Here is a 24,797-nt window from a genome sequence, read left to right as displayed (position 1 = left end):
TTCAGGAGTTAGGGCGCTGCCACGGTAATTCAACGCGACACGCTGTATACACCTTTTGGTTGTATTTTTTACCATTTGATCAAAATGCGCGAAACGTCCACGAAAACGAGCGCGAACTTAACCACGACCGTGTGGGTATTCCCGCAGATCACCAGAACAAGAACACAACAGAATTCTTAATACATTGTTTAGATTTAGCTTTTGACCACCCTTCCAAGGGGGCGCACGTTCGTTCCTGCGCGTGTCAAGGCCCGTTCAGCGCAATCTCGCAACCGCAGCAAATTTTCGATTGGCAAAACCGCCGAGCTGATGTTACCAAAAGTAAAGGATAGCTGCTGCAAGGTGAATGTTGCGGATGCTATACCTGCGGTTGTAATGCCTATCAGGAGGTTGTATTGGCGCAAGCGCCGCAAGAGCAGGAAACGACAATCACGGTCAACCGTGGTCTGATCCTTTTGCGTTATGCGACTGGCGCCACGAGCGGCCCCTCTCCATTCGCCTTCGTCAAGCCGACGGCGGCGAGCGCTGCCTTTATCGAAGTCATTTCAGCACCCGGCGTCGTCACAGGATACCTCTCGGAGCCGGGCGATTTCGTCATCGTTCGCGCCGAACAGATCGGTCAACTCCTCGTGAAGATCGTCGCGAAGACGCTCGGCGACCCGCTTGAAGCGTCCTTCCGGATCGAGCCGTTGGGTGGAGATCAGCCCGCCCCCCAGGTGGCGCAGACCATGCCCCCGGCCGCTCGGGGCGCCCCGATCCTTCTCGCGCACGTATCGCGGCGCGGCGATGTTCAGACGACGCTTGGCGCATGGATCGCCGGCCCTGAAGCGCCGGCGCCGATTGAAGGCCTGGAGGTGCGCGGCGCGCTGCCGGATGGACTCTCGCTCGAACTTCAACCCCTGCTCGCCACCAATCCGCCGCGCTGGCTGGACTGGGCTGGCCCGGGACATTTTGTCGGCACGCGATGCCGCGCGCTACCGCTCGCGGGCCTACGCCTGCGCCTGTCGGGCGCGGCCGCCGAGAATGCCGAGATCGTCGTCAACGCTCTTTTCTTGGGATCTCCCGTGATGAACCGGCGTGGCCGCGAAGTCGAAATCGTCAGCGCGGCGGGCGTCGATCCGCTGGTCGGTCTGCGTGTTGAATTGGTCGCGACCACGGTGGGGGACGCCACGATCGCTGGTTGGGCTCCGGTAGCGCGACCGCAAGAGTCGAAACTAAAGGTTTTCCGCGCGACAGCGAATGGCTGAGCGCGAATTTTTGGGCATGTAAGCTAAAAAGCGGGGGCGGCTGTGGCTTTTACTTATAACTTGGACAAATCAGGCCTTGAGCACTATCTTGGCGTTACAGTCAATGGCTTGACGCAGCAACTCATCGAGCAGGCTTTGACTGCCGGCGGTCTTCAGCCGGCGTCGGGAAAGCCCCTCACGGTGATCTTGGATACGGACGGCGCGCCGGCGACGCTGACGAGTCCCGGCCAGCTGTTCATCGCCGATGACCCGAACAAGTCCCAGATTTCGGTGACTGACACAGCCGGCGGAAATGTCATCGTGATAGGCGATTTCGCCGACACGCTGAACATCGACAATTACGGACCGTTGATGGACACCGTCTACGGCGGCAGCAATAACTTCGAAACCATCAAGCTTGGCGCTGGCGCTTTCTTGGCGGTCGGCGGCGCGGGCGTGCTGGAGACGATCACCGCCGGTTCGGGATTTGACAACATTTACGGAGGCGCCGCCGGCCGCACCTTCATCCAGGCTGGTTCGGGCAGCGGCTACTATGGCGGCGACACCTCGGCGTCGGCCGCTTATTCCTATGACACTATTGTGGCGGGGACGGGCTCCGGCCAAATTCTTGGCGTCGCCGACGGTCACAATGTGCTCTATGGCACGCAGATCGGCGCGACGGTGGCCTCGGCTGTGCGGAACATCCTCTGGGGCGGAGCCGGAACCGACACGCTCTATGGCGGCGGCCACAGCGAAATCCACGCCGGCCGCGGAACGGAATCTCTTGCGGGTGGCCTTTGGACGGGTTCGTCCGATACGTTGGTCGCCGGTTCCGGTTTGGACACGCTCAGCGCCTCGGCGGGCAATAACCTGATCATTGGCTACAACACCGACAATATTGAAAACATCAGCGACTCGAGCAAGGGCAAGGTCTGGCAGACGGGCTCGAACACGATCTTGACGGGTTCGGGCAACGACACCGTTTATGGCGGCGGTCACAGCGTGATCGACACGGTCAACGACACCCTGCACGCCGGTGGCGGCTCGGCCACGATCTGGGCTGGGAGGTTCGCGAGCTCGGCCGATACGATCAACGCCGGCATTGGGGACACTTGGGTCGGCCTCGGCCAGGGCAACAACTCGATCCACGGCGGCAGCGGATCGCTCATCGCCTGGACCGGCACGGGACACGACACGATCACCTTGGGCTCCGGCTCCGATACGATCGGCGTGGCCAGCGGCAACGCCAGCATCGTCGGCGGCACGGGACACGACACGATCTTCTACTCGACCAACGCCAATTCGACGATCGTCGGCGGCTCGGACACCAAGATCGATATCGTTTCGCCTCTGGCGAACGGCGGCATAAATTCAACGGTCACCTCGGGCGGGGCCACTACCTTGACGTTCAGCACCGGTCATACACTCACCTTCTCCAATGCTACGTACAGCATCGTCGCGGAAGCGACCATTCCGGGCGCGACCAAGGTCTGATCGACGCCGACCAACACAGAAAACGCCGCGCGATCATCGCGCGGCGTTTTCATTTCAGACTTGCCCAAGTTAACGTTCACCCAAGTTAACTTTCATCCGCGACCAATCTATCTTTTACGGGGAAATGCTCTAATCAAGAGTCGCAAGGACCGCTTCGCGGCCCTCGCGAGACGAGCAGGATGCAGATCTTATTTGTTCATAACAACTTTCCCGCGCAATTTCGGGGACTCGCGGGAGAGCTGGCCAGATCGCCCGACCATCGCGTTGTCGCCGTTGGTTCGCAAACCGCGCAGGACATCCCAGGCGTGGAACTGCTGCGCTATCGGATGCCATTCTTCAATGTGTCGCAGACGCATCCCTTCGCCCGCCGCCTCGATGTCGAAGGCCGCCGCGCCACGCAGATCCTTTACGTCCTGAGCGAATTGCGCGCCAAGGGCTTCGTTCCCGACCTGATCGTCGGCCATTGCGGCTGGGGCGAGACCCTGCCCCTGCGGGCCTTTTTCCCCTCGGCGAAAATCGCTGTTTACTGCGAATTCTATTACCGTCCGGAAGGCCAGGACATTCATTTCGATCCCGAAGATCCAAAATTCGGCGTGGACGGAGTCGTCACGCTTCATTGCAAGAATGCGGCGACGCTGCTGTCGCTGGTCGACGCCGATCTCGGCCTGTCGCCGACGTCATGGCAGAAACAGACCTATCCCACCGAATTCCATTCCAAGATTCAGGTTGTCCACGAGGGCGTGGACGGCGAACAGTTGCAGCCGGACGCCAATGCGCAGTTCGAACTTCCCGGCGGCCGGGTGCTGCATCGCGGCGACGAGATCGTGACCTTCATCGCCCGCAATCTCGAACCCATGCGCGGCTATCATGTCTTCATGCGCGCGCTTCCATCGATCCTCGCCGCGCGTCCCAACGCCCATGCGGTCATCATAGGCGGCGACGATGTGTCCTACGGAGCCTCTCCCGAGGAGGGCAAGAGCTGGAAATCGATCTATCTCGACGAGGTCGCCGGTCAACTGGACCTGTCGCGCGTGCATTTCTTGCCGCCGCAACCCTATGACCGCTTCGTCGAACTGCTCAAGACCACGACGGTCCACGTCTATCTCACCTTTCCCTTCGTGCTGTCCTGGTCGATGATCGAGGCCATGGCGCTCGGCTGCGTCGTTGTCGGCTCCGATACGCCGCCGGTGCGGGAGGCGATCACCGACGGAGTTGACGGGTTGCTGACGCCGTTCCACGACCCCGTCGCCCTTGCCGAAAAGGTGACTCGTATCCTGGCCGCTCCGGGCGAGTACGCGGAGCTGGGGACCGCGGCGCGCGAGACGGCCCTGGCGCGCTACGACAGGAAGGATTGCCTGCGTCAGGCGATGCAGATCCTCGGGCTGCCCTCCGCGGCGCCCGAACCCTCCCCGCCCGGCGATGGGATCGAAGCCTCCGAGCGTCCGGAAGACCGCACAGCCCCCTTCATTGTTCGGCGCGGACGCAGCGCCCCGGGCGCAACTCAAGAGGACGTCGGATGACGGAAAGCGTGAAGAGAACCATCCTGAACGCGGGCTCCGGTCCGCGCAATTCGGGTCGCATTCCCCAAATCTTCGCCCCGCAGGACTGGTCCGAGATCCGGCTCGACATCGTTCCCGCCAACGAGCCCGACGTGCTCGGCTCCATCGTGGACATGCGGGCGCTCATCCGCGACGCGGCGGTCGATGTGGTCTATTCCTCGCACGCGATCGAGCATCTCCACGCCCACGAGGTCATTCCCGCCTTCCGCGAATTTCGCCGGGTGCTCAAGCCGGGCGGCTTCGCCTTGGTGACCTGCCCCAGCCTGATCGCCATCGCCCGGTTCATCCTCGAGAAGGGTGCAGAGGCAGTCGCCTACCAGTCCCCGGCCGGCGCCATCCGCCCGATCGACATGCTGTACGGCCATAGCGAACTCATCGCCAATGGCGCGCATTACATGGCCCACAACACCGGCTTCACCGCGCAGCGGCTGGGTCGCATCGCGATGAACGCGGGATTTTCCGAAGTGCGCGTTATCGAAGGCAAGTACTTCGACATCTGGGGCTTGCTGATGACGCCGGGAACATCCTGGGAGGCGCTGACGCGTCTGTTCGCCGGTTCGATGCTCGAACCCTTCCTGACCCTGGGTCAGGAGGAGAAGGTTTCGTCAGCCGAACCCGCGTCGCACCCATACCAACGCTAGAGCAAGTTCGGCGAACTCCCTTTCACCGAACTTGCTCTAGATCTTTGGTTTTGCGCATATTCTTTTCCGAAAACCGCGCACACTTTTCGGGGATATGCGTTAAGCGGGATTTTTCTTTTTCCGCGTTTTCCCGATGCGAACCCGCCGTGAAAACGCCCTGAGAGACTGAAGTGGACGGCGACTCCCTGTTTATTGACCGCGCGGACCATGGCGAGGCGCTGGCGAGGCTGGCCGCGGAGCATTTGCGGCGCGGCGATTTCGCCAGCGCTTTCCGCTTCGCCGACCGGCTCTGCCGCGTCGGCCAGGCCAGCGCGATCGATATCCTGCTGCGCTCCGAGGCGGCGCGCGGCGCGGGGTTCGAAGACCTCGCCGATGCCGATCTCGCCCGCGCGTTCGACCTCGACCCCACCCACCGCACCGTGCTGCGCTTCGTGCTGCAAAGGGGCGGGCGACAGGAAAAATTGGCGTCCGCGCGCGCGCTGATCGACGATCCCGCCTGCGACCCCGACCTGCTGCGGGTCGCGCTCGCCGAAGCGTTCACCGGCGGCGCGAAAGCGGTCCTGAATCTGCGACCCGTCGCGGGACGCCTGAGGGGCTGGGCGGTCTGGCGCGCGGAAGATCAACCCGATCTGTTGGAATTGCGCGACGAGTCCGCCGCCGCTCCTTTGGCGGCGGACCCACTCCATGTGCTTCGCCAGGACGGCCTCGACGCTGCGGACCTGTCCTTGGACGCCACCGGCCTGCGCCGCGTCGCGCTTGGAATCGGCGACCGCGAAATCGCCTGCTGGTCGTCGGCGCCGCCGCCCCCCCCTCCGCTCGACCGCGCGCCGGAAACCGCGAAACTCTGGATCGTCGTTCCCGTCTATGAGGATTTCGAGGCGACCCGCGCCTGCCTGATGGCGACGATGGCGCAACTCGACGACGCCCGCGCGCGACTGGTGGTCGTCGATGACGCCACCCCGAACGCCGCCCTGAGCGGCTGGCTCGACATCACCGCAGCGACGGGGCGGCTGGAGCTGATCCGCAATCCGGTCAACCTTGGCTTCGCCGCCTCGGTCAATCGCGCGCTGCCGCAGTGTCGCGGCGGCGACGTCATTCTGCTCAACGCCGACACACTGCCTCCGCCCGGCGCGTTCGCGCGACTCGCCGCCCTGTCGCGCGCGGCGCCGGACGTCGGCGCGCTGACGCCTTGGTCGAACAACGGCGAAACGTGCAGCTTTCCCGCGCCCAACGCCAGCGCCCCGATGCCGCGCGAAAGCGAAATCGCCCGGTTGGACGCCCTGGCGCGGAAAGCCAATGGCGATCTGTTGATCGACCTGCCCAATGGAATCGGCTTCTGCCTGTACATCACCCGCGCCTGCCTCGACGCGGTGGGTCCGCTGCCGGAAATTTACGGACGCGGCTATTACGAGGATGTCGAGTTCTGTTTGCGGGCGCGCGAAAAAGGCTTTCGCATCGTCTGCGCCGCCGGGGTCTATGTCGGCCATGCCGGCGCGCTGTCGTTCGGGGCGGACAAGCGCCGGCTGGTGACGCGGAACATGCAAGTGCTCAGGACCCGCTTTCCGCATCACGAGGCCGAATGCGCCGCCTTTCTGCGCGCCGATCCGTTGCGCGCGGCGCGGGGGGCCATGGAGCGGCTCGACGCGCCGCGCCGCCCGTTGCGGCTGATCGTGGCCGCGCTCGGCGCCTGCGCGATCGAGGCGCAAGCCGAAGCGCGCGGCTTCGCGCCGGACGCGCCGAAGCCGCTGCTGTGTCTTTACGACCCCATGCGCCAAACTGTGGCGCTACGCGGTCCCCAGGGCCGGACTCCGCAGTCGCTCGAATTCGACCTCAGCGACGCGCGCGGCGTCGCCGCGCTCGGCAAATGGCTGTTTCGCCTGCGTCTGACCGGGATCACCCTGTTCTTTTCGACCGCCTTGCCCGAGGCGCTCGTCGCCATGCTCCCCGCTCTGGGGGAGATGGAGCTGGTGATCGCCGATCTCGAATGGTTCGCGCGGCCGCCCCGACCCGACGGCGGCTGCGCACAACCCTTGGACGCGATCCCCTGCCCGTCTTGCGCCCACGCGCTGTCCGACTCGCGGGACACGGCGGATCGACTGCGGACCTGGCAGGACGCCGCCAGGCACGGCGCGCCGCTGCGTCCGCTCGACCGCATGGGCGCCTTTGTGGCGCAACGGCTGTTTCCCGAGGCTCGGCGGCTTCCGCCGCCGGACCTCGCCGCTTTCGCGCCGAATGCGACGGGCGGACTTGTGCTCGGCCTGCTGTCGCCGCTCCCCGACGCCGGCGCCGATTCGCTCATCCTTGCCTTGGCGCAGGCGCTGCGCCGGCGCGGCGATCCCGTCCTGCTTGTCGTGTTCGGAGTCTGCCTCGACGAATTCGCGGCGATGGCGCCGGGCAATGTGCTGGCGACCGGGCCAGTGGGCGACGACGAACTGGCGCGGCTGGTCCAAGCCCATGACGTCACCGAACTGATGTCCTGTTCGCGGACGCGATTCCTGGGCCGACTCGACGCGCTGGCGGCGGCCAGCGGCCTGGCGCGGGCCGGTTTCGACTGGTCTTCGGGCGCCCTGCCCTTCCACGAAGCGGATCTCGCGCTCGATCCGCGCCTGTGCGACCGCAAGGCGGCCGAATGCGTGGCCGACTGGCTCCAGTCGCGCCGCGCGGTTGACTTGCGCGCCGCAGCGAAGGACGAAAGCGCATGAGCGATGTCACCCAGACGATCAAGGCGGCCCTGATTCTCCTGTCCGACGATCGGGTTGGCGGCTACGCCTTCGACGCGGGAATCCCCCACCGGCGCCTCGCCGTGGACCTGCTCGTGGATGGCCGCCCGGCCGGGCTGGCGCGCGCGGACCTCTACGACTCCGGTCTCGCGCGCGAACAACAGGGCGACGGCTGCCACGGTTTCGCATTCGCGCTGCCGGCGGGCGCGCTGGCGCAGGCGCGGCGGCTGGAGCTGCGGCTCGCCAATGGCGATGACGCGCTCGCCTGTCTCGACGCCCCCTTCGTCGCCGCGCAACAGGGGGGATTGGAGGGTGAGGCGCGCTGGCTCGGCGGTCTCCGCCTCAACGGCTGGTTCGGCGCCGGCGTCGCGGAGGGCCGGGTCCGCGCCTTGGTGGAAGGCCAGGTGGTGGCCGAAGCGCCCGCGTCGAGCTGGGTTCACATCGACGACGGCCCGCGCGCCCGCCCCCGCCGCGCCTTCGACCTGTTCCTGCCGGAAAGCCTCGCCGATGGCCGCGCCCACCAGGCGCGCGTGATCGACGACAATGGCCAGGAGCTTCCGGGCAGCCCGGTGTTCTTCGCCGCTTTCGCCGACGGACTGGCGCGCTTCATTCGCGACGGCGCCGATCTCGACTCGCAGCGCCTTCGCGCGGAATTTTTCGACGAGATCATGCCGCAATCCCTGCCCTTCACTGCGATTGGCGACTGGCGGCGGCGGTTCGCGCCGAAGATTCCGCGCGAGATCGAACCGGCGCCGATCGCCATCGTGCTGGTTGGCGAGGACGGCGCGCAGGAAAGCCTGGAGACGCTGGAGGCGCAGGAGAGCTGCGACTGGCTCGCGGCCGTGCTGGACGGCGGCGGCGCGGCGCGGTTCAACGCCGCCAACCTGATCCAGTACCTCGAACAGGACGCGAGCGCCTGCGACATCATCGTCTTCGCCCTTGGTGGAACCCTGTTCGAGCCGGGCGCCCTGACGGCTTTCGCGGCGGCGCTGAGAGCTTTTCCCTCGGCGCCCTGGGCCTATGCGGACTTCACACTGACCGCCGCCGACGGCGGCGAGTGGCCGGTCGCGCTGCCCGCCTTCGATTACGAACGCCTGCTCGAACAGGGCGCGGGCGCGCTGCTGTTCGCCGCGCGCCGCGATTTTGTGCGCGCGGCGCTGCGGGTCGGGGCGGACTCCCTGTTCCGGCTCTGCAATTTCGCCTTCGACGGGCGCCGCGCGCGCGGCCCGCGCCAGTCGGTTCCTCTCGCCCTCACGCCGGTCCACATTCCCGGCTTCCTCGCGCGCCTGCCGCGCCTGGACACCCGCGCCATGGCGCCGGCGCTGATGCAGGCGGCCAAGGCGCATTTCGACGCGCGCCAGGCGCCGGCGCGGATCGACCCCGCCGTCGGTTTCACCTTCCCCCGCCTCAAGCTGGCGCGCCAGCCCGCGTCCGGAAAAGTCTCCATTCTCATCCCCACCCGCGACCGCGTCGACCTGCTCAAACCCTGCATCGACTCGCTGTTCGCCACACTGGATCTCGCGCCGCACGAGATCATCGTGCTCGACAATGAATCGGGTCAGCGCGAAACGCTGGACTATTTCGAGGAAATCGTCGCAAAGGGCTTGCGGGTGTTCCGCGTCGGCGGCGCGTTCAATTTTTCCGCCATCGTCAACGCCGGCGCCGCCGTGGCCACGGGGCAATACCTGCTGCTGCTCAACAACGACGTCGAGGCGCTGCAAAAGGGCTGGCTGGACGAGATGCTCGGCCGCATGGCCGAGCCCGACGTCGGCGCGGTCGGCGCGCATTTGCTGTGGCCGAGCGGCGTGGTCCAGCACGGCGGCGTCGTGCTCGGCCCCCGTCTCGCCGCGACGCACGCCTTCAACGATCGCGTCGATGGCGATCCAGGCTATGCCGACATGCTGCTCGCCGCCCATGAATGCAGCGCCGTGACGGGCGCCTGCCTCTTGACGGAGAAGCGGCTGTTCGACGCCGCCGGCGGGTTCGACGCCCTGAACTTCCCGATCAATTTCAACGATGTCGATTTTTGCCTGAAATTGCGGGCGCAAGGATTGCGGGTCGTCCAGACGCCGCACGCCCGCCTGCTGCATCGCGAATCCGCCTCGCGCGGCAAGGATGAAACGACGGACGCGTCGCGGCGCATGCAACGCGACCTGCGCAACCTGCGCGCGGCCTGGGGCGACGCGCTGGTGGCCGATCCGTCCTACAGCCCGCTGCTTTCGCTCGATCCCATCCCGTTCAGCGCGCTGGCCTGGCCGCCGCGCGCCGCCGCGCCGCGCCAACCGGGCTTCCCGCGCCGGCGCGTCGTCCCTCCCGGCTTCTGACCATGGCAAACACCTGCGGCATTATCGCCATCGCCCGATGTCGCCGCCATTCATCTTCCATTCAGCCAGCGCAACGCCATGATGTGGACATCATCGGGGTGCTTCGAATCCCGGCTCGAATGGAATTGGAAGACCATTGAATATCATGCTCTCCAGTGAACGACTCATCGAATCCCTCGCGCCGGATCGGGGTTTGGCCGAACCTGTCTACAAGCAGATGGCGCGCGCCTTCAACAAGATGCTGGAGACCGGCGAAATCGGCGAGGGACAGAGCCTGCCGGCCGAGCGCCTGCTCGCCGAAAAGCTCGATCTCAGCCGCACCACCGTGCGCCGGTTCTACGAGGAATTGCGCAAGGACGATCTGCTCAGCACCAGCCGGCGCAGCGGCGCTGTGACCAAGGCCCCGCCGCGGCTGTCGCCGCGCATGGGCCGTCTCAAGGGGTTTACCGACGAAATGCGCGAACTGGGCGTGGAGGCGTCGACGCGCGTGCTGTCGCGCGACATCGTCCGCGACCGGGTGATCGCCTCGGTGTTCAACCGGCCGTCCACCGCGCATTTCCTGAAACTGGTGCGGTTGCGGCTCGGCGACGGCGCGCCGCTGTCGCGCGAGATCGCCTGGTTCGACCTGACGCTCGCGCCCGACATGGCCGACTGGAATGTCGAGGGCTCCGCCTATCACCAGCTTTCTCATGTCTGCGGCGTCCGGTTGGGCGAGGCCGAACAGAGCATCGAGGCGGTGCTGAGCAGCGACGAGGAAAACGCCGCCTTCGGCTTCGAAACGCCGCAGCCCTGCCTGCTGATCAAGCGCAAGACCCGCGCGACGTCCGGCCAGATCGTCGAATATGTCGAGGGCACGTTCCGAGGCGATTCCTATACCTACCGGCTCAATCTGGAGCCGTGGTCCACCAACTGACGGGCGAGGAAATCCGCGACCTCTTCCGCGCGCGGCAGCGTGTCGAACACGCCTGTTTTAGCGGCGACGATGGCGCCGCAAGCGTTGGCCCTGGTCAGCGCGGCGTCGAGCGTTTCGCCCGCCGCAAGGGCTGACACCAGTCCGCAGCCGAAGGCGTCGCCGGCACCCGTCGCGTCGATCTGGTCGATGGCGAAGGCCGGGGCCACATGACAGGCGTCCCCCTTGAGCGCCACGGCGCCGCGCTCGGCCAGGGTGACCACCAGCAAGGCGCCGCGCCAGCCGCGCCGGCGCGCCAGTTCGGGAAGTTTTTCCGCGTAGACCTCGGCCGGAGCGCCCGCCGCGTCAAGATTCAGAAAATCCATCGCCTCGGGTTCGTTGACCACGAGGATGTCGGTCAGCGCCAGCAGTTCCTCGGTCGGTTCGCGCCAGGGCGAGGGATTGAGATAGGTGGCGCGGCCCGCCGTCTTGGCGATGCGGAAGGCGGCCAGGATCGGCTCATCCGGCGATTCGAATTGCGCGAGGCAGAAGGCGGCGGCCTCGATGTTGTCGCGGGCGCGCGCGACATGGGTCTCGTCCAGCAACGCATTGGCCCCCATATAGGCCACGAGCATGTTGCCGCCGTCGGGCGCGATCAGCCCGACGCCAAAGCCCGAGGCCGCCGCGACGCCGTGGACATGGTCCGTGGCCATGCCGATCTCGCCGAGCAGCCGCGTCACGGCGCGCCCCGGCGCATCGTCGCCGACCGCGACCAGCAGATCGGTCGCGACGCCGAGGCGGTGCAGGCCAACCGCGAGATTGAGGCCCTTGCCGCCATGGTCATGGAAATAGCCGGTCGCCGCGGCCGTCTGGGCCGCCTGGGGCAACGACGGAACGAACAGGAAATTGACGCTGATGTAATTGCCGACGACGAAAGCCCGCATGCCCCATCTCCCCTTCGTTGAAGCCTCTTGGTTGAGGCCTCTTGGCTGATTTGGAGCCTAGCTTTGCTCAAGATCAAATAACATCCAACTGTCGAAGGGGAAGCGCGCTGGGAAGGCGTGACTTCGCGCCGCATCCCGCCCGGCGACAAAGCCGGTTTCGCCTCTTCGTCAAAGCGCGCAAGCCGTGATAAGGAAGGCGAACCCAGGAAAGGCCCATGTCGCAGCACCCTTTCGCCCGTTTCATCGCCATCCTCGGACGCGGCCGCAATCTGTCGCGCGCCCTCGCCGTCGAGGAGGCCGAGGAGGCGATGGCCATGATCCTCGCCGGCGACGTGCTGCCCGAGCAGATCGGCGCCTTCCTGATGCTGCTGCGCGTCAAGGAGGAAAGCCCCGCGGAAATCGCGGGTTTCACGCGCGCTGTGCGTAAAACCCTGCCGGCGGGTCTGGCCGGCGCCGACATCGATTTCTCCTCCTATGCCGGCAAGAAGCGACAATTGCCCTGGTTCCTGCTCGCCGCCTTCTGTCTGGCGCAATCCGGGCGAAAAGTGTTCATGCATGGCTGCGACGGCCATACTCCGGGCCGGCTCTACACCGGCGAAGTTTTGCATGCCCTCGGCGTCGCGCCGGCGCGCGACCTCGCCGAAGCCGGCGCGATGTTGGCGCGGCGCAATTTCGCCTATCTCGATCTCGCCGCGATCAGCCCGCCGCTGGCGCGCATGATGGGTTTCAAGGCGATCCTCGGCCTGCGTTCGCCGGTCCACACCCTCGCGCGCATGATCAATCCCTTTGCGGCGCCCTGCCTGCTGCAAGGCGTTTTTCATCTGAACTACATGGCGACCCATCGCGGCGCCGCCGAGATTCTGGGCGAGACCAACATGATCGCGTTTCGCGGCGAGGGCGGCGAAATCGAGCGCCGTCCGGCAAAACCCTGCGAGACGCTCGGCCTGCGCGACGGCGTTCCGTTCGAGGAGCGCTGGGAGCCGCTGATGGAGGAGCCGAGGCAATCTCCTGACGACGACATGGACCCAAAACATCTCGTCGCGGTCTGGCGCGGCGAAACAAACCCCTATGCGGAAGCCGCCATCACCGGCACCATGGCGCTGGCGCTGAAAACCAGCGGCGCGGCGCCGGACCAGGTTTCCGCGCAGGCGCTGGCGACGCGGCTCTGGAGCGCCCGCGACTGCGGCGCATGGATGAAACCCTGACATGGACCGGCAGCCTCTCTTCCTCACGTTAAAAGGCCGGCGCATCGCCGTCGTCGGCAATGGCCCCATCGCCGCGCGCCGCGCCGCCACCCTGCTCTCCGGCGGCGCCGAGGTCGTGGTGTTCGCGCAAAACCCCTGCGAGGAGTTTTCGGCCCTCGATGCTTTTACACGGGGCGATCTGACCGCCGACGACGCCTTCGCCGGCTGCACCCTGTGCTATGTCGCGCCGGACGGGGACGAGCCGCCAGACGCGGCGCTGCTGGTGCGGGCGCGAACAGCCGGCGCGCTGGTCAATGTCACCGATCACCCTGATATCAGCGATTTCATCAATCCGTCCGTGCTCGACCGTTCGCCGCTGATCGTCGCCATATCGACCGGGGGCGAGGCGCCTTTGCTCGGGCGCATCCTGAAGGCCCGGCTCGAAACCCTCATCCCCGCCGCTTACGGCCGGCTGGCGACGCTGGCCGGCGAAGGCCGCGCCGCGCTCGCCGACAAGCTTTCGAGCCATTCGGCGCGGCTGCGCTTCTGGGAGCGCTTTTACGACGGCCCGGCGGTGGAAATGGCGCTGGCCGGCGACGAGGTCGGCGCGCGCGCCATGCTCGACCATGAAATCTGGCGGACGCGGCCCGATGGCTCCTCCCCGGACCATGACGTCAGGGGCGAGGTCTATCTGGTCGGCGCCGGGCCGGGCGATCCCGATCTCCTCACCTTCCGCGCCTTCCGGCTGATGCAGAAGGCCGATGTCGTGCTCTACGACCGGTTGGTCGAGCCGGCCATACTGGAGCGGGCGCGCCGCGACGCCGAACGCATTTATGTCGGCAAGAAACGCGCCCACCACGCCCTGCCGCAGGAGGAAATCGGCGAACTGATGGTGCGGCTCGCTGAAGCGGGCAAGCGCGTGCTGCGGCTCAAGGGCGGCGACCCCTTCATTTTCGGGCGCGGCGGCGAGGAAATCGACAAGCTCGCCGATCACAACATTCCGTTTCAGGTCGTGCCCGGCGTCACCGCCGCCAGCGGTTGCTCGTCCTATGCCGGCATTCCCCTGACCCACCGCGATTACGCGCAATCCTGCGTCTTCGTCACCGGCCACGGCAAGGACGGCCCGATCGATCTCGACTGGTCCACCCTGCTGCGGCCCAATCAAACCGTGGCCGTCTATATGGGCCTCGCCCATCTCGATTTCCTGATGCAGGAATTCCTCAAGCGCGGCGCCGACCCCGCCTTGCCCGCCGCCGTGATCGAGAACGGCACGCGCCCCAACCAGGTCACGGTCACCGGCACGATTTCCGATCTCGCGGCCAAGGCGGTGGAGGCGGGTCTGAAAGGCCCGACCATCATCATCATCGGCCATGTGGTGAAGCTGCGGGAGAAGCTGAACTGGTACGCGCCGAACGCTAAGGCGACGCGGTGAAATAACTGAATCGATGCCTTGTTTGGACTCTGGCGCCAAGGGTGGGCGCCACTTATCCCCAAGGCCCGTCACAAGACGGGCGCCTTCCTTCTCCCCTTGCGGGAGAAGGTGGCACCGAAGGGGCCGGATGAGAGGTTCGTCCCCTGATTTCGAACGGATATGCGGCGATTGGCGCCCCCTCATCCGTCTCGCGGCTTCGCCGCGAGCCACCTTCTCCCGCAAGGGGAGAAGGAGAACCGAGGCGCACTTGGCGCGACTATTTCGCGGAGTCTCCTAAACTGGCGTCAGGACAATCCGCTTGACGCGGCCAGAACGGCAAGCGGCAAAGGACTCTTCACAGAAAGTGAAAACCGGAAAGCCGCGAAACGAGCGCGTCCGGCGCAGAATGTACTTGTTTTGTTCCACGTGAAACGCCGGAAAATGCGAGCATATCCATTTGTTTCATAATGAATAATCGTCAGCGCCAAAAGCGACGCGGCGCCCATTTTCACCCCGCCCCGCTTTCGCAACCGGAAAGCTGTAGATGCGGAAACACCCGTTTTTTTTCACAATTTCGCATATTTTTCACAAAAATCCGCAAGATTTCACGCATATCGCCCGCATGGACCGCAACCAAGGGTCGAAATTCTCTCTAAACCGTCCTTCGAAACCCGTGACTAAGGCGCCAAAAACAATCCAGCCAAGGGGGTCAGAGGCCGAAGCGCGCAGGGGCGTGTTGCAACAATGACGGTCCCGCCCTCATGGTCGAGAACCACGAAGACGAGCGCTTTTGGCCGAGGGAAGGTCGCAGAACGGCCTGGAGCAGGGCGATCCATGCCGCGCCGGCGCGGCATGGTGGGTCATGCCGGGATGCGGCTTGGCTGTGTGACGGGCGACGGGACCGGCGTGAATCGCGGGCTTGACGCCGCCCTTGGATGGCGCGGCGGCGCGCTTGACGATGGACGCGGCGGCGCCCTTGGGCGGCGCGGCGGCGCGCTTGACGATTGACGCGGTGGTGAGATCGTCATCCGGTTCCGCCTGCGTGATCTTGATCGGCCCGAACGCCTGCGGCTCCAAAATCTCGTCCGCCAGCGCCGGCGGCGCGGCGGCCGGCGACGCAATCGTCGCTGTGGCGATGTCGTCCTCCGGTTCCGCCAGCGTGACCTTGATCGGACCGAACCCCTGCGGCTCCAAAACTTCATCCGCCAGCGCCGGCGGCGCGGCGGCCGGCGAAGCCATCGCCGCCGGGGCGGCGTCGCCCTCCAGTTTCGCCGGCGTAATCTTGATCGGAGGGAACGCCCGCGGCTGCGCAATCCCGTCCTTTGGCGCCGTGCGGGGCGCGGCCCTCTGGGCTTGCGCCGCCGCAACGGGTTTCGGCGTCGCAACTTTCGCGGTGTTCGACGTCGGGGCGTCGTAACTGACCAGATAAGTCACCAGGACGACGAACGCGATGATGGCCGCAATACCGCCGCCGCCGATCGAACCGGCCGACCTGTCCGCCGCGCCAGCGGCCTCGTCATTGCGTGAGTCCAGGGACGGCATGATCAATCTCCGCGGTCGGGCTCGCGATTCAATTCGCGAGCATTGCGACTCAAACAGCAGGCCTCATCGGCCTTGCGCGGTGCTTGCCGCCCCGTTTTTTTCTTTCGCGGCGAGGCATTTGCCGCCTCGAGACCCCCGACGCCCACGGCGTCATTCCGCGTCCGTTTCGCGCCCGGCTCCGTGTGCCTCGTCCTGAAAAGAAAAGCCGAGTTGATCCGTCCCATGCCCTGGCTCGTCAAACCCCGAAACGGTGACGCCGAGCAGACGCACGCCCTTGTCCGACGGAAACAGCGGGTCCAACAAATCGCGCGACCGCCGCGACAAATCCCGCGCCGACGCGACCGGCGCGCTTTCCGTATGCGCGCGCGTCACTTGCTGGAAGTCGGCATATTTGACTTTCACCGTCACCGTGCGGCCGAACATTTTTAAGCGCTCGCAGGCGGCGAAAACTTTTGCCACGATGGGCGCGATCTTCTCCCGCATCGCCTCCGGCGCGAAAATATCTTGCAGAAACGTGTTTTCCGCGCCGATGCTCTTGCGCTCGCGATTGGGCTTGACCGGCCGCAAATCCTCGCCGCGCGCGATGGCCCAGTAGAACGCGCCGGCCTTGCCGAAATGCTGCGTCAAAAACTCCGGCGCGCAGGCGCGCAGATCGGCGCCGGTCTCTATCCCCAGGCGCTTCATCTTGTCGGCCGTCGCCGGGCCGACGCCGTGGAATTTTTTCACCGGCAGCGCCGCCACGAAACCCGGCCCCTGCTTCGGCGTGATCACGAACAGACCGTTCGGCTTGCGCTGGTCGGAGGCCATTTTGGCGAGGAACTTGTTGTAGGACACGCCGGCAGAAGCGGTGAGGCCGGTCTCGGCAAAAATGGCGGCGCGGATTTTTTCGGCGACCTGCGTCGCGGTCTCGCCGTCCCGCAAATAGTCGGTGAGGTCGAGATAGGCCTCGTCCAGCGACAGCGGTTCGATCAGCGGCGTGTGGCGGGCGAAAATCTCGCGGATTTGCAGCGACACGGCGCGATAGACCTCGAAGCGCGGCGGGGTAAAAACCAGCTCCGGGCATTTGCGCAGCGCCGTCACCGAAGGCAGCGCGGAATGGACGCCAAAGGAGCGCGCCTCATAACTCGCCGCCGCCACGACGCCGCGCGCGCGGCCATGCCCGACCGCGACCGGCTTGCCGCGCAGATCCGGATTGTCGCGCTGCTCGACCGACGCATAAAACGCGTCCATGTCGATGTGAACAATCTTCCGAGTTTTCATTGAGGCGCCCGGCGGCGGAGCCGCCGGGGTGCGCGCTTCCGCGCTCATTTCCACATGCCGCGCATACGCGCGCCAAGATCGACGCGGGTCTGGAGCGCCGGCCCCTTCTCGTCGGCGCGCACCGCCGGCCAGCCGATCGTGTCGAAGTTTGGCAAAATTTCTGTCGGGATGAAGCGACTGCGCGCGGCATAGACGTGGCGGTCGCCCCGGCTGTGCTGGCCATGGGTGAAGAACCGCTGCGGCGTGATCAGCCGCAGATGATCTTTCGCACGCGTCATGGCGACATAGAGCAGGCGGCGCTCCTCCTCGATCTCCGCGCTGGTTCCGGTGGCGAGATCGGAGGGGATGCAGCCGTCCACCACATTGAGCACGAACACGCTTTTCCATTCCTGCCCCTTGGCGGAATGGATGGTGGAGAGGATGAGATAATCCTCGTCGCGCAAGGGAACGCCAGCTTCGGCGCTGGTGGCGTCGGGCGGGTCGAGCGTGAGTTCGGTCAGGAATTTTTCGCGCGAGGGATAGTTTTGGGCGATGACCTCCAATTGCGCGAGATCGATTTTCCGCGTGACGGCATCCTCGTGCAGCCGTTCCAGATGCGGCTCATACCAGTTTTTTGCCCGCGAGAGATCAGACGGCCAGGACGAGGGGGCGCGTAAAACTTCAACCAGCGCGCCCCAATGCTCGCCGGTTTTTGAAGGCGCCGGCAGTGACGCCAGCATGTGCAGCGGCGCGGCCTCGGGCGCGATCCTGTCCAGAATTTTGCGCGCTGCGGCGGGGCCGACGCCCGGCAGCAGTTGCAACAGGCGGAAGCCGGACATGCGGTCGCGCGGGTTCTGCGAAAAGCGCAGGAAAGCCAGCACGTCCTTGACATGGGCGCTGTCGAGAAACTTCAGCCCGCCGAATTTCACGAAGGGAATGTTGCGGCGGGTCAGCTCCACTTCCAGCGGCCCGGAATGATGGGAGGCGCGGAACAGCACCGCCTGGTCCTTCAAGCGCATCCCGGTTTCGCGGGCCTCCAGAACCTTCTCGGCGACAAAATTGGCCTGGTCGGTTTCGTCGCGCACCACCACCAGCGCCGGACGCTCGGCCGACGTGCGCTCGGTCCAGAGATTTTTGCTGAAACGCTCCTTGGCCAGCGCGATGACGCTGTTGGCGGCCTCAAGAATGTGTTGCGTCGAGCGGTAATTGCGCTCCAGCGTCACCACTTCCGCCGGCGGCGTGAACTGGCCGGGGAAATCCAGGATGTTGCGCACCTCGGCCGCGCGGAAGGCGTAGATCGATTGCGCGTCGTCGCCCACCGCCGTCAGGCCGCGCCCGTCCGGTTTCAGGCCGAGCAGGATGCTGGCCTGGAGGCGGTTGGTGTCCTGATATTCGTCCACCAGCACATGATCGAACCGGGCGCCGAGTTCGGCGGCGAGCGCCGGCTCCTGCATCATTTGCGCCCAATAGAGCAGCAGGTCGTCGTAATCGAGCACGTTTTGCGCCTGCTTGGCCTCGACATAAGCGGCAAACAGTTTTTTCAGTTCGTCGGCCCAGCCCGCACACCACGGGAAATTGCGCCCCAAAACCTCTTCGATCGGCGCTTGCGCATTCACCGCGCGGGAATAGATGGCGAGGCACGTTCCCTTGGTGGGAAAACGCTTTTCCGTCTTCGACAGGCCGAGGTCGTGGCGGGCGAGGTTCAGCAGGTCGGCTGAGTCCTCGCGGTCGTGGATGGTGAAATCAGGATCGAGGCCGATATTCAAAGCCTGTTCGCGCAGCAGCCGCGCGCCGATGCTGTGGAAGGTGCCGGCCCAGGTCAGCGCGTCGGCCAGAATGTCGGCGCGCGCGTCCATGGCCTCCTTGCAGATGCGGCGCACCCGCGCGCACATTTCGCTGGAAGCCCGGCGTGAAAACGTCATGAGCAGGATGCGGCGCGGATCGGCGCCGGTGACGATCAGATGCGCGACGCGATGGGCCAGCGTGTTGGTCTTGCCCGAGCCCGCGCCGGCGATGACCAGCAGCGGGCGTTCAACGCCAAATTCGGCGGCGCGCCGCTGGGCGTCGTTGAGTTTGGCGAGATAGGCGGCGGTCAAGACGGCTCCGAATCGGTGGTCTTCGCGCTCGAACATAAAACGAACACGGAGCCGTTCCAAACGCTTGCGAACTAATCGGAAAAACCGATCGGAAAACACCGGCTTTTCTGTTGGCGCAAATCAGCGCGCGCCCCCTAAATGCAGCGTCGGTTTCGGCATCGGGCGCCAAGGCGCAACACTCGCACACAATTGAAATGAGATCGAGATGAGCAAGAAGTCCACCATAAACATCGGCATTCCCGAGGGCGTCCGCATAAAAATCGCGGGGGGCCTGTCGCATCTGCTGGCGGATTCCTACACGCTCTATTTGATGACCCATAATTTCCACTGGAACGTGAAGGGTCCGATGTTCAACACGCTGCATGTGATGTTCATGCAGCAATATACCGAGCAGTGGACCGCGCTCGACCTCATCGCCGAGCGCATTCGCGCGCTGGGCCTGCCCGCCCCCGGCACCTACAAGGAATTTGTCAAACTCGCCTCGATCAAGGAGGTCGAGGGCGTGCCGAAGGCGACCGACATGATCCAGCATCTGGTGGAGGCGCAGGAAGCCACCGCCCGCACGGCGCGCGACCTGTTCCCGATGGTCAACGACGCCAACGACCAACCCACCGCCGACCTGCTGACGCAGCGCATCGATGTCCATGAAAAGACCGCCTGGATGCTGCGCAGCCTGCTGGAAGAATAAGGCGCCGAAAAAAGCCCGGACACGGGCCAAGGCGTCGGAACAACACCATTGCAACGCCGGGGCGGGGCCATGATGATCCGAGGCGGCTCCGCTGGAGCCGCCTCGAAGACAGGCCTGATTCCACTTTTGACATCAGGACTCCCCGGCGGAGAGGCGAGTTTTCCGCCTCCGCGCGTTGGCGACTTGCCGCACATTTCGTCTCATGATCCGGCATTTTTCCACTGGAAAGTAATATCGCCCGTGGTCATCACGCTGTAATGTTCACGCGGCAACTTCACGTGGCAGAGGACCGTGGCGTGGCGTGATTTTTGCTTCTTCGCTACTGCGACTACAGGGAGTTCTTCCCATGCAGAAAATCACCTTTTACGTGAAACCCGGCGAAACCAGTGATTTTCCTTGTCAGCAGACCCTCGCCGACAATGGCTACGACATTGAAATCCGCGATCTCGCGGAGGAAATCTGGACGTCGGCGCTGCTGCGTCCGTATTTTGGCAACAGGCCGGTGGCGGACTGGTTCGATCCGCGGGCGCCTAAAATTCTGTCAGGCGCCATAAATCCGGGCGCCATGCACGCGCAAGGAGCATTGGTGGCCATGACCGCCGATCCCGAACTGATCCGCACCCCTCTGGTCAAGCTGGCCGGACGCTGCGGCGCCGGCCTCACCGACGCGGAATGGCCAGCCTTCCTGGCCGGCCGGAGCACTCAAGCGCCGGAGCCCGGCGTGATGTCCGAATTCTGAATGGATCGCGACTGAAAAGACCCCCGCGGCGACGCCGCGGGGGCAAATCCTTCAGCCTTCAGCAAAAGCCTTTTCAATCACATAGGAGGCGGGGTCGCCGCCCGAGCCTTCCCTGAAACCGCGCTGTTCCAGCATGCGGACGAGATCGCGCAGCAGGCCGGGGTTGCCGCAGATCATCACGCGGTCTTCCTCGGGATTGATCATGGGCTGGCCGAGATCGGAGAACAGTTTGCCGGACTCCATCAGATCGGTGCAGCGGCCCTGATATTGGTAGGGTTCGCGGGTGACCGTCGGATAGTGCAGCAGTTTTTCGCGCACGATCTCGCCGAAGAATTCATTGTCCCGGGCGGCTTCGACGATATCGAGGCCATATTGCAATTCGGCGATCTCGCGGCAACCGTGGATCAGGATCAGGTGATCGTAGAGGTCGTAAACCTCGGGATCCTTGATGATGCTGGAAAAAGGCGCGACGCCGGTGCCGGTCGAGAACATATAGAGGCGCTTGCCCGGCAGCAGGTTGGACTGCACCAGCGTGCCCGTGGGTTTTCTGCCGATCAGAACCTGATCGCCCACTTTCACCCGCGCAAGATGCGAGGTCAGCGGCCCGTCCGGCACCTTGATGGAAAAGAATTCGAGATCGTCCTCGTAATTGGCGCTGGCCATGGAATAGGCGCGCAGCAGCGGCTTGCCGTCCACTTCGAGGCCCATCATGGCGAACTGGCCGTTGACGAAGCGGAAGGCCGGATCGCGCGTGGTGCGGAAGCGGAACAGACGGTCGGTGTAGTGCTGCACTTCCAGCACGGTCTCGCGATTGAAGGCGCCGCCGGCTTTCTTCTTCGGCGCGGCGCTGGCGGCTTCGGCATTGGTCATCGTCATGCGTCTCCAATAGGGCCGCCGGAAGCGTCGGCCGGCTCGCGCATCGCCTGAACGCGCGGTGAGGATGATCAGGAGCGAAATCAGCCGCGAGAAAAGCGAGGCGCTTTCGCATCGACCCGGTCGCCGGACGCGAGGACCGACGTAAACTCAAGGATTTTCCCCTATAACGCAACAGGGGCGAATGCAAGCCAAACCCGGCTAAAATTTTGATCTGGAACAAACGGTCCCGGCATGGAAAATGCTTCGCGAGGACATAGCCGCGTGCGCCCGCCGCCCTTTTCAGCAGCCCTTGCGGGCTTCCCACATCTGGATTTCATCGACGCGGGCCTTTTCCCAGCCGCCGAGCTGGCCATAGGGCGGGAAGCAGCCCTGGCCGAACACGGAGACGGCGCGCTCGGTCTTGAAGCAATAGCCGTTGCGCGCATAAATCTTGTTGCGCGCATACCACAGCTCGCCGCACGACATATAGGCGGCCTCCTGAGCCTTGGCCGGCGTGACCGCGCCCGGCGCCAAGGTCGAGGCGAACGCGATCAGCAGAGCTGTCAGGATGAGTTTCGGGGCAGACACCATGACGCCCTCCGCGCTTTGATCGCCGGGTGGACGCGCCCCGCGTCCGGCAATTTCGTTGTCAAGCATAGACGACCGGGCGCGCGCCGCATTGTGGCAAGTCAACCCGCGCCGCCCGGACGCGCCCGCCGCGACCACGGCGCGGGCCGTCCCGGCGGCGGGGTCAGCCCGGTTGCAGGTTGGCGATGAGGTGAAACTGGCCGTCGAACCCCAGTTGCCGCGCGGATATGTGCAGGCGCCGTGTCGCCGCGTCGATGTCGATCAGATAATAGGCGGCGCGCCGCCGGGGATTGCGCCCGATCGACGAGGCCGAACCGATGCCGAGCACGGGAATCGGGCCGTCCGGGCCGGCCATGGTCTTGCGCGAGATGCTGTGGGCGTGGCCGTGCAGCACCAGTTCCGCCCCCTGTCGCGCCAGAACCATCGCGAAATCGCGGTTGTCCTGCAAATTGCGGATGGCGCCGCCGCCGTCCACCGGCGGATGGTGCAGCAGCACCACGCGCATGTCTTCGCGCGTGGCGTCGAGCATGTCTTCCAGACGCTGCAATTGCAGCGCGCCGAGCTTGCCCGCGGCGATGAAAGGCAAAGTGGGCACGCCCGAGCACAGGCTGATGATCGCGACGCCCTCGCGGCGACGCAGGTAGGGAAAACTCTCCTCCGCGCCGTCGCCGCACATCCAGGGCCGCCATTCCCTGACCATGTGGCGGACGGACGTGCGCAGATAGGCGTCGTGATTGCCCGGCGCCAGGCTCACCTCGGCGGGGTCGCCGAGCGTGCGCATCCATTGCGCGGCAAAGGGAAATTCCGCCGGCAGGCCGATGTTGCAGATGTCGCCGGTCAGGGCGACGTGGTCGGGTTTTTGCGCGCGCAGGTCGCTCACCAGCGCGGCCAGCGCGGCCATGTCATGCGCGCGATGGCGGCCGCGTTGCCAGTTGATGTAGCCCGTGGCGCGCTTGCCCAGCAGTTCCCGCCATTTCGGCCGGGGCAGCGGGCCGATGTGCGGATCGGAGAGATGGGCGAGCCGGAACAAAGCCATCACGCGCCGCCAATCAGAATGCCGGTGAACAGGACCACGACGCCGCCAACCACGATCTGCGCCACCGCCTTGAGGAAGGGCGTGTCCATGTAGCGCGCCCGGATATAGGCGATGAGCCAGAGTTCGACGAAGACGACGACGCCCGCGATGGCGGTGGCGGTCCAGAACGCGTTGGGCCAGGAATCCGGCACGAGATAGGGCAGCGCATGGCCAAGCCCGCCCAGCGTGGTCATCAGGCCGCAGACCACGCCGCGAATGAGCGGCGCGCCGCGCCCGGTGATCGCGCCGTCGTCGGACAAGGCCTCCGCGAACCCCATGGAAATGCCGGCGCCGAGCGAGGCGGCGAGGCCGACCAGCAGCGTGCTGAAATTGGTGTGGGTGGCGAAGGCGGCGGCGAACAGCGGCGCCAGCGTGGACACCGAGCCGTCCATCAGCCCGGCGAGGCCCGGCTGGATATATTGCAGCACGAAGAATTTTTGCGCGGTGTGGCCCTCCGCCTCCCGCGCGCTTTCGGTGAGGATGGCTTCCGACAGGGCGCTGGCCTTCTCGCCATGGCTGCGCTCCACCAGCGCGAGATCGCCGAGCAGTTTTCGCACGCCCACATCCTGCGAGGCCTTGGCCGCCTGAACGTAAAAGCGCTGGGCGTCCTTCTCCATCGCCTCGGCCTGCCCGCGAATCGTTTCGAGCGGCAGGTTCGTCATCAGCCAGGTCGGGCGGCGGCTGTAATAGCCGGTGACGTCCTCGCGGCGAATCGCCGGCAGGTTCTGGCCGAACCGGGCCTGGTAGATTTCCAGCAACTGGCGGCGGTGACCGTCCTCCTCCTCGGCCATTTCGGCGAAAACTTTCGAGGTCGCGGGGTAACGCTCCGCCAGTTCCTCGGAAAAGGAAACGTAGATTCGGCTGTCCTCTTCTTCAGATGCGATGGCGATGGCCAGGATTTCGCGTTCGGTGAGTTCGGCAAACTTCTTCAAAGCCAAGGCATTCTCCTTGCCGCGCCTATTTCCCGCGCGATTCGCAATTTGGCAGGAATTTGCCCGCATGATCCGCTCGGGCTTCGGATGCTTGGGGTGTGCGGGATGACATGCGCGGAGATTAGGCGAGAGACGGTTCCGGCTCAAGCGTTGTGGCAGAGTTTCGTGCGCTTGGGACAGCGGGTCGCCGGCCTGCTGCTGCGGCCGAAAACCCTGGGCGTGCGCGCGGTGGCGCTCGACGACCGGAACCGCGTCTTTCTGGTGCGCCACACCTATATTCCCGGTTTCTGCCTGCCCGGCGGCGGCGTCGAGGCCAGGGAGACCGCGCTGCGCTCGCTGGAGCGCGAACTCGACGAGGAGGGCGAGCTGGAGATCGCCGGCCCCGCGCGTCTGATCGGGTTCTACTACAATCCCAGACATTCCTCGCGCGATCACGTCGTGCTCTATCTCGTGCGGGTGCGCCAGGTGAAACCGCGCCTGCCCGACTGGGAGATCGCGGAATCCGGCTTTTTCCCGCTCGACGCCCTGCCGGACGATGCGACGCCGGCGACTCGCGCCCATATTCAGGAGGCGCTCGGACTTTCGACGCCATCGCTGCATTGGTGAGCTTGCCGAAATCTTAGACTTTCGTATGATAGGCGTCTCAGACGA

At 65.2% G+C, this 24,797-nt stretch carries 19 protein-coding genes and 1 pseudogene; 12 read left to right on the top strand and 8 right to left on the bottom strand.

What is annotated here, in order from left to right:
* The first annotated feature begins 395 nt into the window (after positions 1 to 395).
* The 7 genes from CCR94_RS22820 (at position 396) to CCR94_RS22790 (ending at position 10,877) form a co-directional block, all read left to right on the top strand.
* Positions 396 to 1,247: a hypothetical protein gene (locus CCR94_RS22820; protein ID WP_104510569.1), complete on the top strand. Its 852-nt coding sequence runs from the start codon at positions 396 to 398 to the stop codon at positions 1,245 to 1,247.
* A gap of 108 nt (positions 1,248 to 1,355) precedes the next feature.
* The gene (locus CCR94_RS22815; protein WP_146090161.1) at positions 1,356 to 2,720 is read left to right on the top strand and encodes a beta strand repeat-containing protein; all 1,365 of its coding nucleotides are present in this window, start codon (positions 1,356 to 1,358) and stop codon (positions 2,718 to 2,720) included.
* A 179-nt stretch (positions 2,721 to 2,899) separates the two neighbouring features.
* Positions 2,900 to 4,240: a glycosyltransferase gene (locus CCR94_RS22810; RefSeq protein ID WP_104510567.1), complete on the top strand. Its 1,341-nt coding sequence runs from the start codon at positions 2,900 to 2,902 to the stop codon at positions 4,238 to 4,240.
* A complete protein-coding gene (locus CCR94_RS22805) occupies positions 4,237 to 4,920 on the top strand; it encodes a class I SAM-dependent methyltransferase (protein WP_104510566.1) in 684 nt (227 codons plus the stop codon). The genes CCR94_RS22810 and CCR94_RS22805 overlap by 4 nt, the downstream gene beginning before the upstream one ends.
* 170 nt (positions 4,921 to 5,090) lie before the next feature.
* Positions 5,091 to 7,622, top strand: coding sequence for a glycosyltransferase (locus tag CCR94_RS22800; RefSeq protein WP_104510565.1), 2,532 nt, complete (start codon positions 5,091 to 5,093; stop codon positions 7,620 to 7,622).
* Positions 7,619 to 9,964 (top strand): glycosyltransferase family 2 protein, encoded by a 2,346-nt coding sequence (locus tag CCR94_RS22795; RefSeq protein WP_104510564.1) that lies wholly within the window; start codon positions 7,619 to 7,621, stop codon positions 9,962 to 9,964. Before CCR94_RS22800 ends, CCR94_RS22795 begins: the two co-directional genes overlap by 4 nt.
* Before the next feature lie 145 nt (positions 9,965 to 10,109).
* Complete coding sequence (locus tag CCR94_RS22790; protein WP_104510620.1) at positions 10,110 to 10,877, top strand: GntR family transcriptional regulator; 768 nt, start codon at positions 10,110 to 10,112, stop codon at positions 10,875 to 10,877.
* On the opposite strand, the gene CCR94_RS22785 is transcribed toward CCR94_RS22790, so the two are convergent.
* Positions 10,841 to 11,797: a PfkB family carbohydrate kinase gene (locus CCR94_RS22785; RefSeq protein ID WP_104510563.1), complete on the bottom strand. Its 957-nt coding sequence runs from the start codon at positions 11,795 to 11,797 to the stop codon at positions 10,841 to 10,843. The two genes, CCR94_RS22790 and CCR94_RS22785, sit on opposite strands and share 37 nt — an antisense overlap.
* 212 nt (positions 11,798 to 12,009) lie before the next feature.
* Between CCR94_RS22785 and CCR94_RS22780 the strand changes: the two are divergent.
* A pseudogene (locus tag CCR94_RS22780) lies at positions 12,010 to 13,002 on the top strand (glycosyl transferase family protein); the annotation flags it as partial.
* A gap of 1 nt (position 13,003) precedes the next feature.
* Positions 13,004 to 14,413, top strand: coding sequence for a siroheme synthase CysG (gene cysG / locus CCR94_RS22775; protein WP_104510561.1), 1,410 nt, complete (start codon positions 13,004 to 13,006; stop codon positions 14,411 to 14,413).
* Between the two features lie 738 nt (positions 14,414 to 15,151).
* Here the strand turns inward: cysG and CCR94_RS22770 are convergent.
* From CCR94_RS22770 to CCR94_RS22760, 3 genes are all read right to left on the bottom strand, one after another.
* Complete coding sequence (locus CCR94_RS22770) at positions 15,152 to 15,934, bottom strand: hypothetical protein (protein ID WP_104510560.1); 783 nt, start codon at positions 15,932 to 15,934, stop codon at positions 15,152 to 15,154.
* Between the two features lie 150 nt (positions 15,935 to 16,084).
* The gene (gene dinB, locus CCR94_RS22765; protein ID WP_244594187.1) at positions 16,085 to 17,194 is read right to left on the bottom strand and encodes a DNA polymerase IV; all 1,110 of its coding nucleotides are present in this window, start codon (positions 17,192 to 17,194) and stop codon (positions 16,085 to 16,087) included.
* Between the two features lie 44 nt (positions 17,195 to 17,238).
* Entirely contained in the window at positions 17,239 to 19,305 is a 2,067-nt protein-coding gene (locus tag CCR94_RS22760) for an ATP-dependent helicase (RefSeq protein ID WP_206605890.1), read from the bottom strand.
* A gap of 169 nt (positions 19,306 to 19,474) precedes the next feature.
* Here CCR94_RS22760 and CCR94_RS22755 point away from each other — a divergent pair, with 169 nt between their 5' ends.
* Positions 19,475 to 19,957, top strand: a complete 483-nt coding sequence (locus tag CCR94_RS22755; RefSeq protein WP_104510558.1) for a Dps family protein — start codon at positions 19,475 to 19,477, stop codon at positions 19,955 to 19,957.
* Between the two features lie 346 nt (positions 19,958 to 20,303).
* Complete coding sequence (locus CCR94_RS22750) at positions 20,304 to 20,696, top strand: thioredoxin domain-containing protein (protein ID WP_104510557.1); 393 nt, start codon at positions 20,304 to 20,306, stop codon at positions 20,694 to 20,696.
* Positions 20,697 to 20,747: 51 nt separating this feature from the next.
* Here CCR94_RS22750 and CCR94_RS22745 read toward each other — a convergent pair whose 3' ends face one another.
* From CCR94_RS22745 to mbfA, 4 genes are all read right to left on the bottom strand, one after another.
* Positions 20,748 to 21,566: a ferredoxin--NADP reductase gene (locus CCR94_RS22745; protein WP_104510618.1), complete on the bottom strand. Its 819-nt coding sequence runs from the start codon at positions 21,564 to 21,566 to the stop codon at positions 20,748 to 20,750.
* A gap of 285 nt (positions 21,567 to 21,851) precedes the next feature.
* Entirely contained in the window at positions 21,852 to 22,142 is a 291-nt protein-coding gene (locus CCR94_RS22740) for a YARHG domain-containing protein (protein ID WP_104510617.1), read from the bottom strand.
* A gap of 160 nt (positions 22,143 to 22,302) precedes the next feature.
* Positions 22,303 to 23,175, bottom strand: a complete 873-nt coding sequence (locus CCR94_RS22735) for a metallophosphoesterase family protein (protein WP_104510556.1) — start codon at positions 23,173 to 23,175, stop codon at positions 22,303 to 22,305.
* Positions 23,175 to 24,146: an iron exporter MbfA gene (mbfA, locus tag CCR94_RS22730; protein WP_104510616.1), complete on the bottom strand. Its 972-nt coding sequence runs from the start codon at positions 24,144 to 24,146 to the stop codon at positions 23,175 to 23,177. Before mbfA ends, CCR94_RS22735 begins: the two co-directional genes overlap by 1 nt.
* 165 nt (positions 24,147 to 24,311) lie before the next feature.
* Between mbfA and CCR94_RS22725 the strand changes: the two genes are divergently transcribed.
* Positions 24,312 to 24,752 carry an NUDIX domain-containing protein gene (locus tag CCR94_RS22725; protein WP_244594186.1) on the top strand — a complete coding sequence of 147 codons (441 nt, stop codon included), beginning with the start codon at positions 24,312 to 24,314 and terminating at the stop codon, positions 24,750 to 24,752.
* Positions 24,753 to 24,797: the final 45 nt, after the last annotated feature.

Source organism: Rhodoblastus sphagnicola (genome assembly GCF_002937075.1).
Lineage (GTDB): Bacteria > Pseudomonadota > Alphaproteobacteria > Rhizobiales > Beijerinckiaceae > Rhodoblastus > Rhodoblastus sphagnicola.
The sequence above is the reverse complement of the archived record's forward strand: the minus strand, read 5'-3'. Positions and strand labels throughout refer to the sequence as shown.

Bases quoted from the DNA above. Each gene is read 5' to 3' on its own strand.
- CCR94_RS22795 (WP_104510564.1), top strand. From the start codon at position 7,619: ATGAGCGATGTCACCCAGACGATCAAGGCGGCCCTGATTCTCCTGTCC.
- CCR94_RS22785 (WP_104510563.1), bottom strand. From the start codon at position 11,797: ATGCGGGCTTTCGTCGTCGGCAATTACATCAGCGTCAATTTCCTGTTC.
- CCR94_RS22755 (WP_104510558.1), top strand. From the start codon at position 19,475: ATGAGCAAGAAGTCCACCATAAACATCGGCATTCCCGAGGGCGTCCGC.
- CCR94_RS22770 (WP_104510560.1), bottom strand. From the start codon at position 15,934: ATGCCGTCCCTGGACTCACGCAATGACGAGGCCGCTGGCGCGGCGGAC.
- CCR94_RS22810 (WP_104510567.1), top strand. From the start codon at position 2,900: ATGCAGATCTTATTTGTTCATAACAACTTTCCCGCGCAATTTCGGGGA.
- cysG (WP_104510561.1), top strand. From the start codon at position 13,004: ATGGACCGGCAGCCTCTCTTCCTCACGTTAAAAGGCCGGCGCATCGCC.
- CCR94_RS22735 (WP_104510556.1), bottom strand. From the start codon at position 23,175: ATGGCTTTGTTCCGGCTCGCCCATCTCTCCGATCCGCACATCGGCCCG.
- CCR94_RS22740 (WP_104510617.1), bottom strand. From the start codon at position 22,142: ATGGTGTCTGCCCCGAAACTCATCCTGACAGCTCTGCTGATCGCGTTC.
- CCR94_RS22805 (WP_104510566.1), top strand. From the start codon at position 4,237: ATGACGGAAAGCGTGAAGAGAACCATCCTGAACGCGGGCTCCGGTCCG.
- CCR94_RS22790 (WP_104510620.1), top strand. From the start codon at position 10,110: ATGCTCTCCAGTGAACGACTCATCGAATCCCTCGCGCCGGATCGGGGT.
- dinB (WP_244594187.1), bottom strand. From the start codon at position 17,194: ATGAAAACTCGGAAGATTGTTCACATCGACATGGACGCGTTTTATGCG.
- CCR94_RS22760 (WP_206605890.1), bottom strand. From the start codon at position 19,305: ATGTTCGAGCGCGAAGACCACCGATTCGGAGCCGTCTTGACCGCCGCC.
- CCR94_RS22750 (WP_104510557.1), top strand. From the start codon at position 20,304: ATGCAGAAAATCACCTTTTACGTGAAACCCGGCGAAACCAGTGATTTT.
- CCR94_RS22745 (WP_104510618.1), bottom strand. From the start codon at position 21,566: ATGACCAATGCCGAAGCCGCCAGCGCCGCGCCGAAGAAGAAAGCCGGC.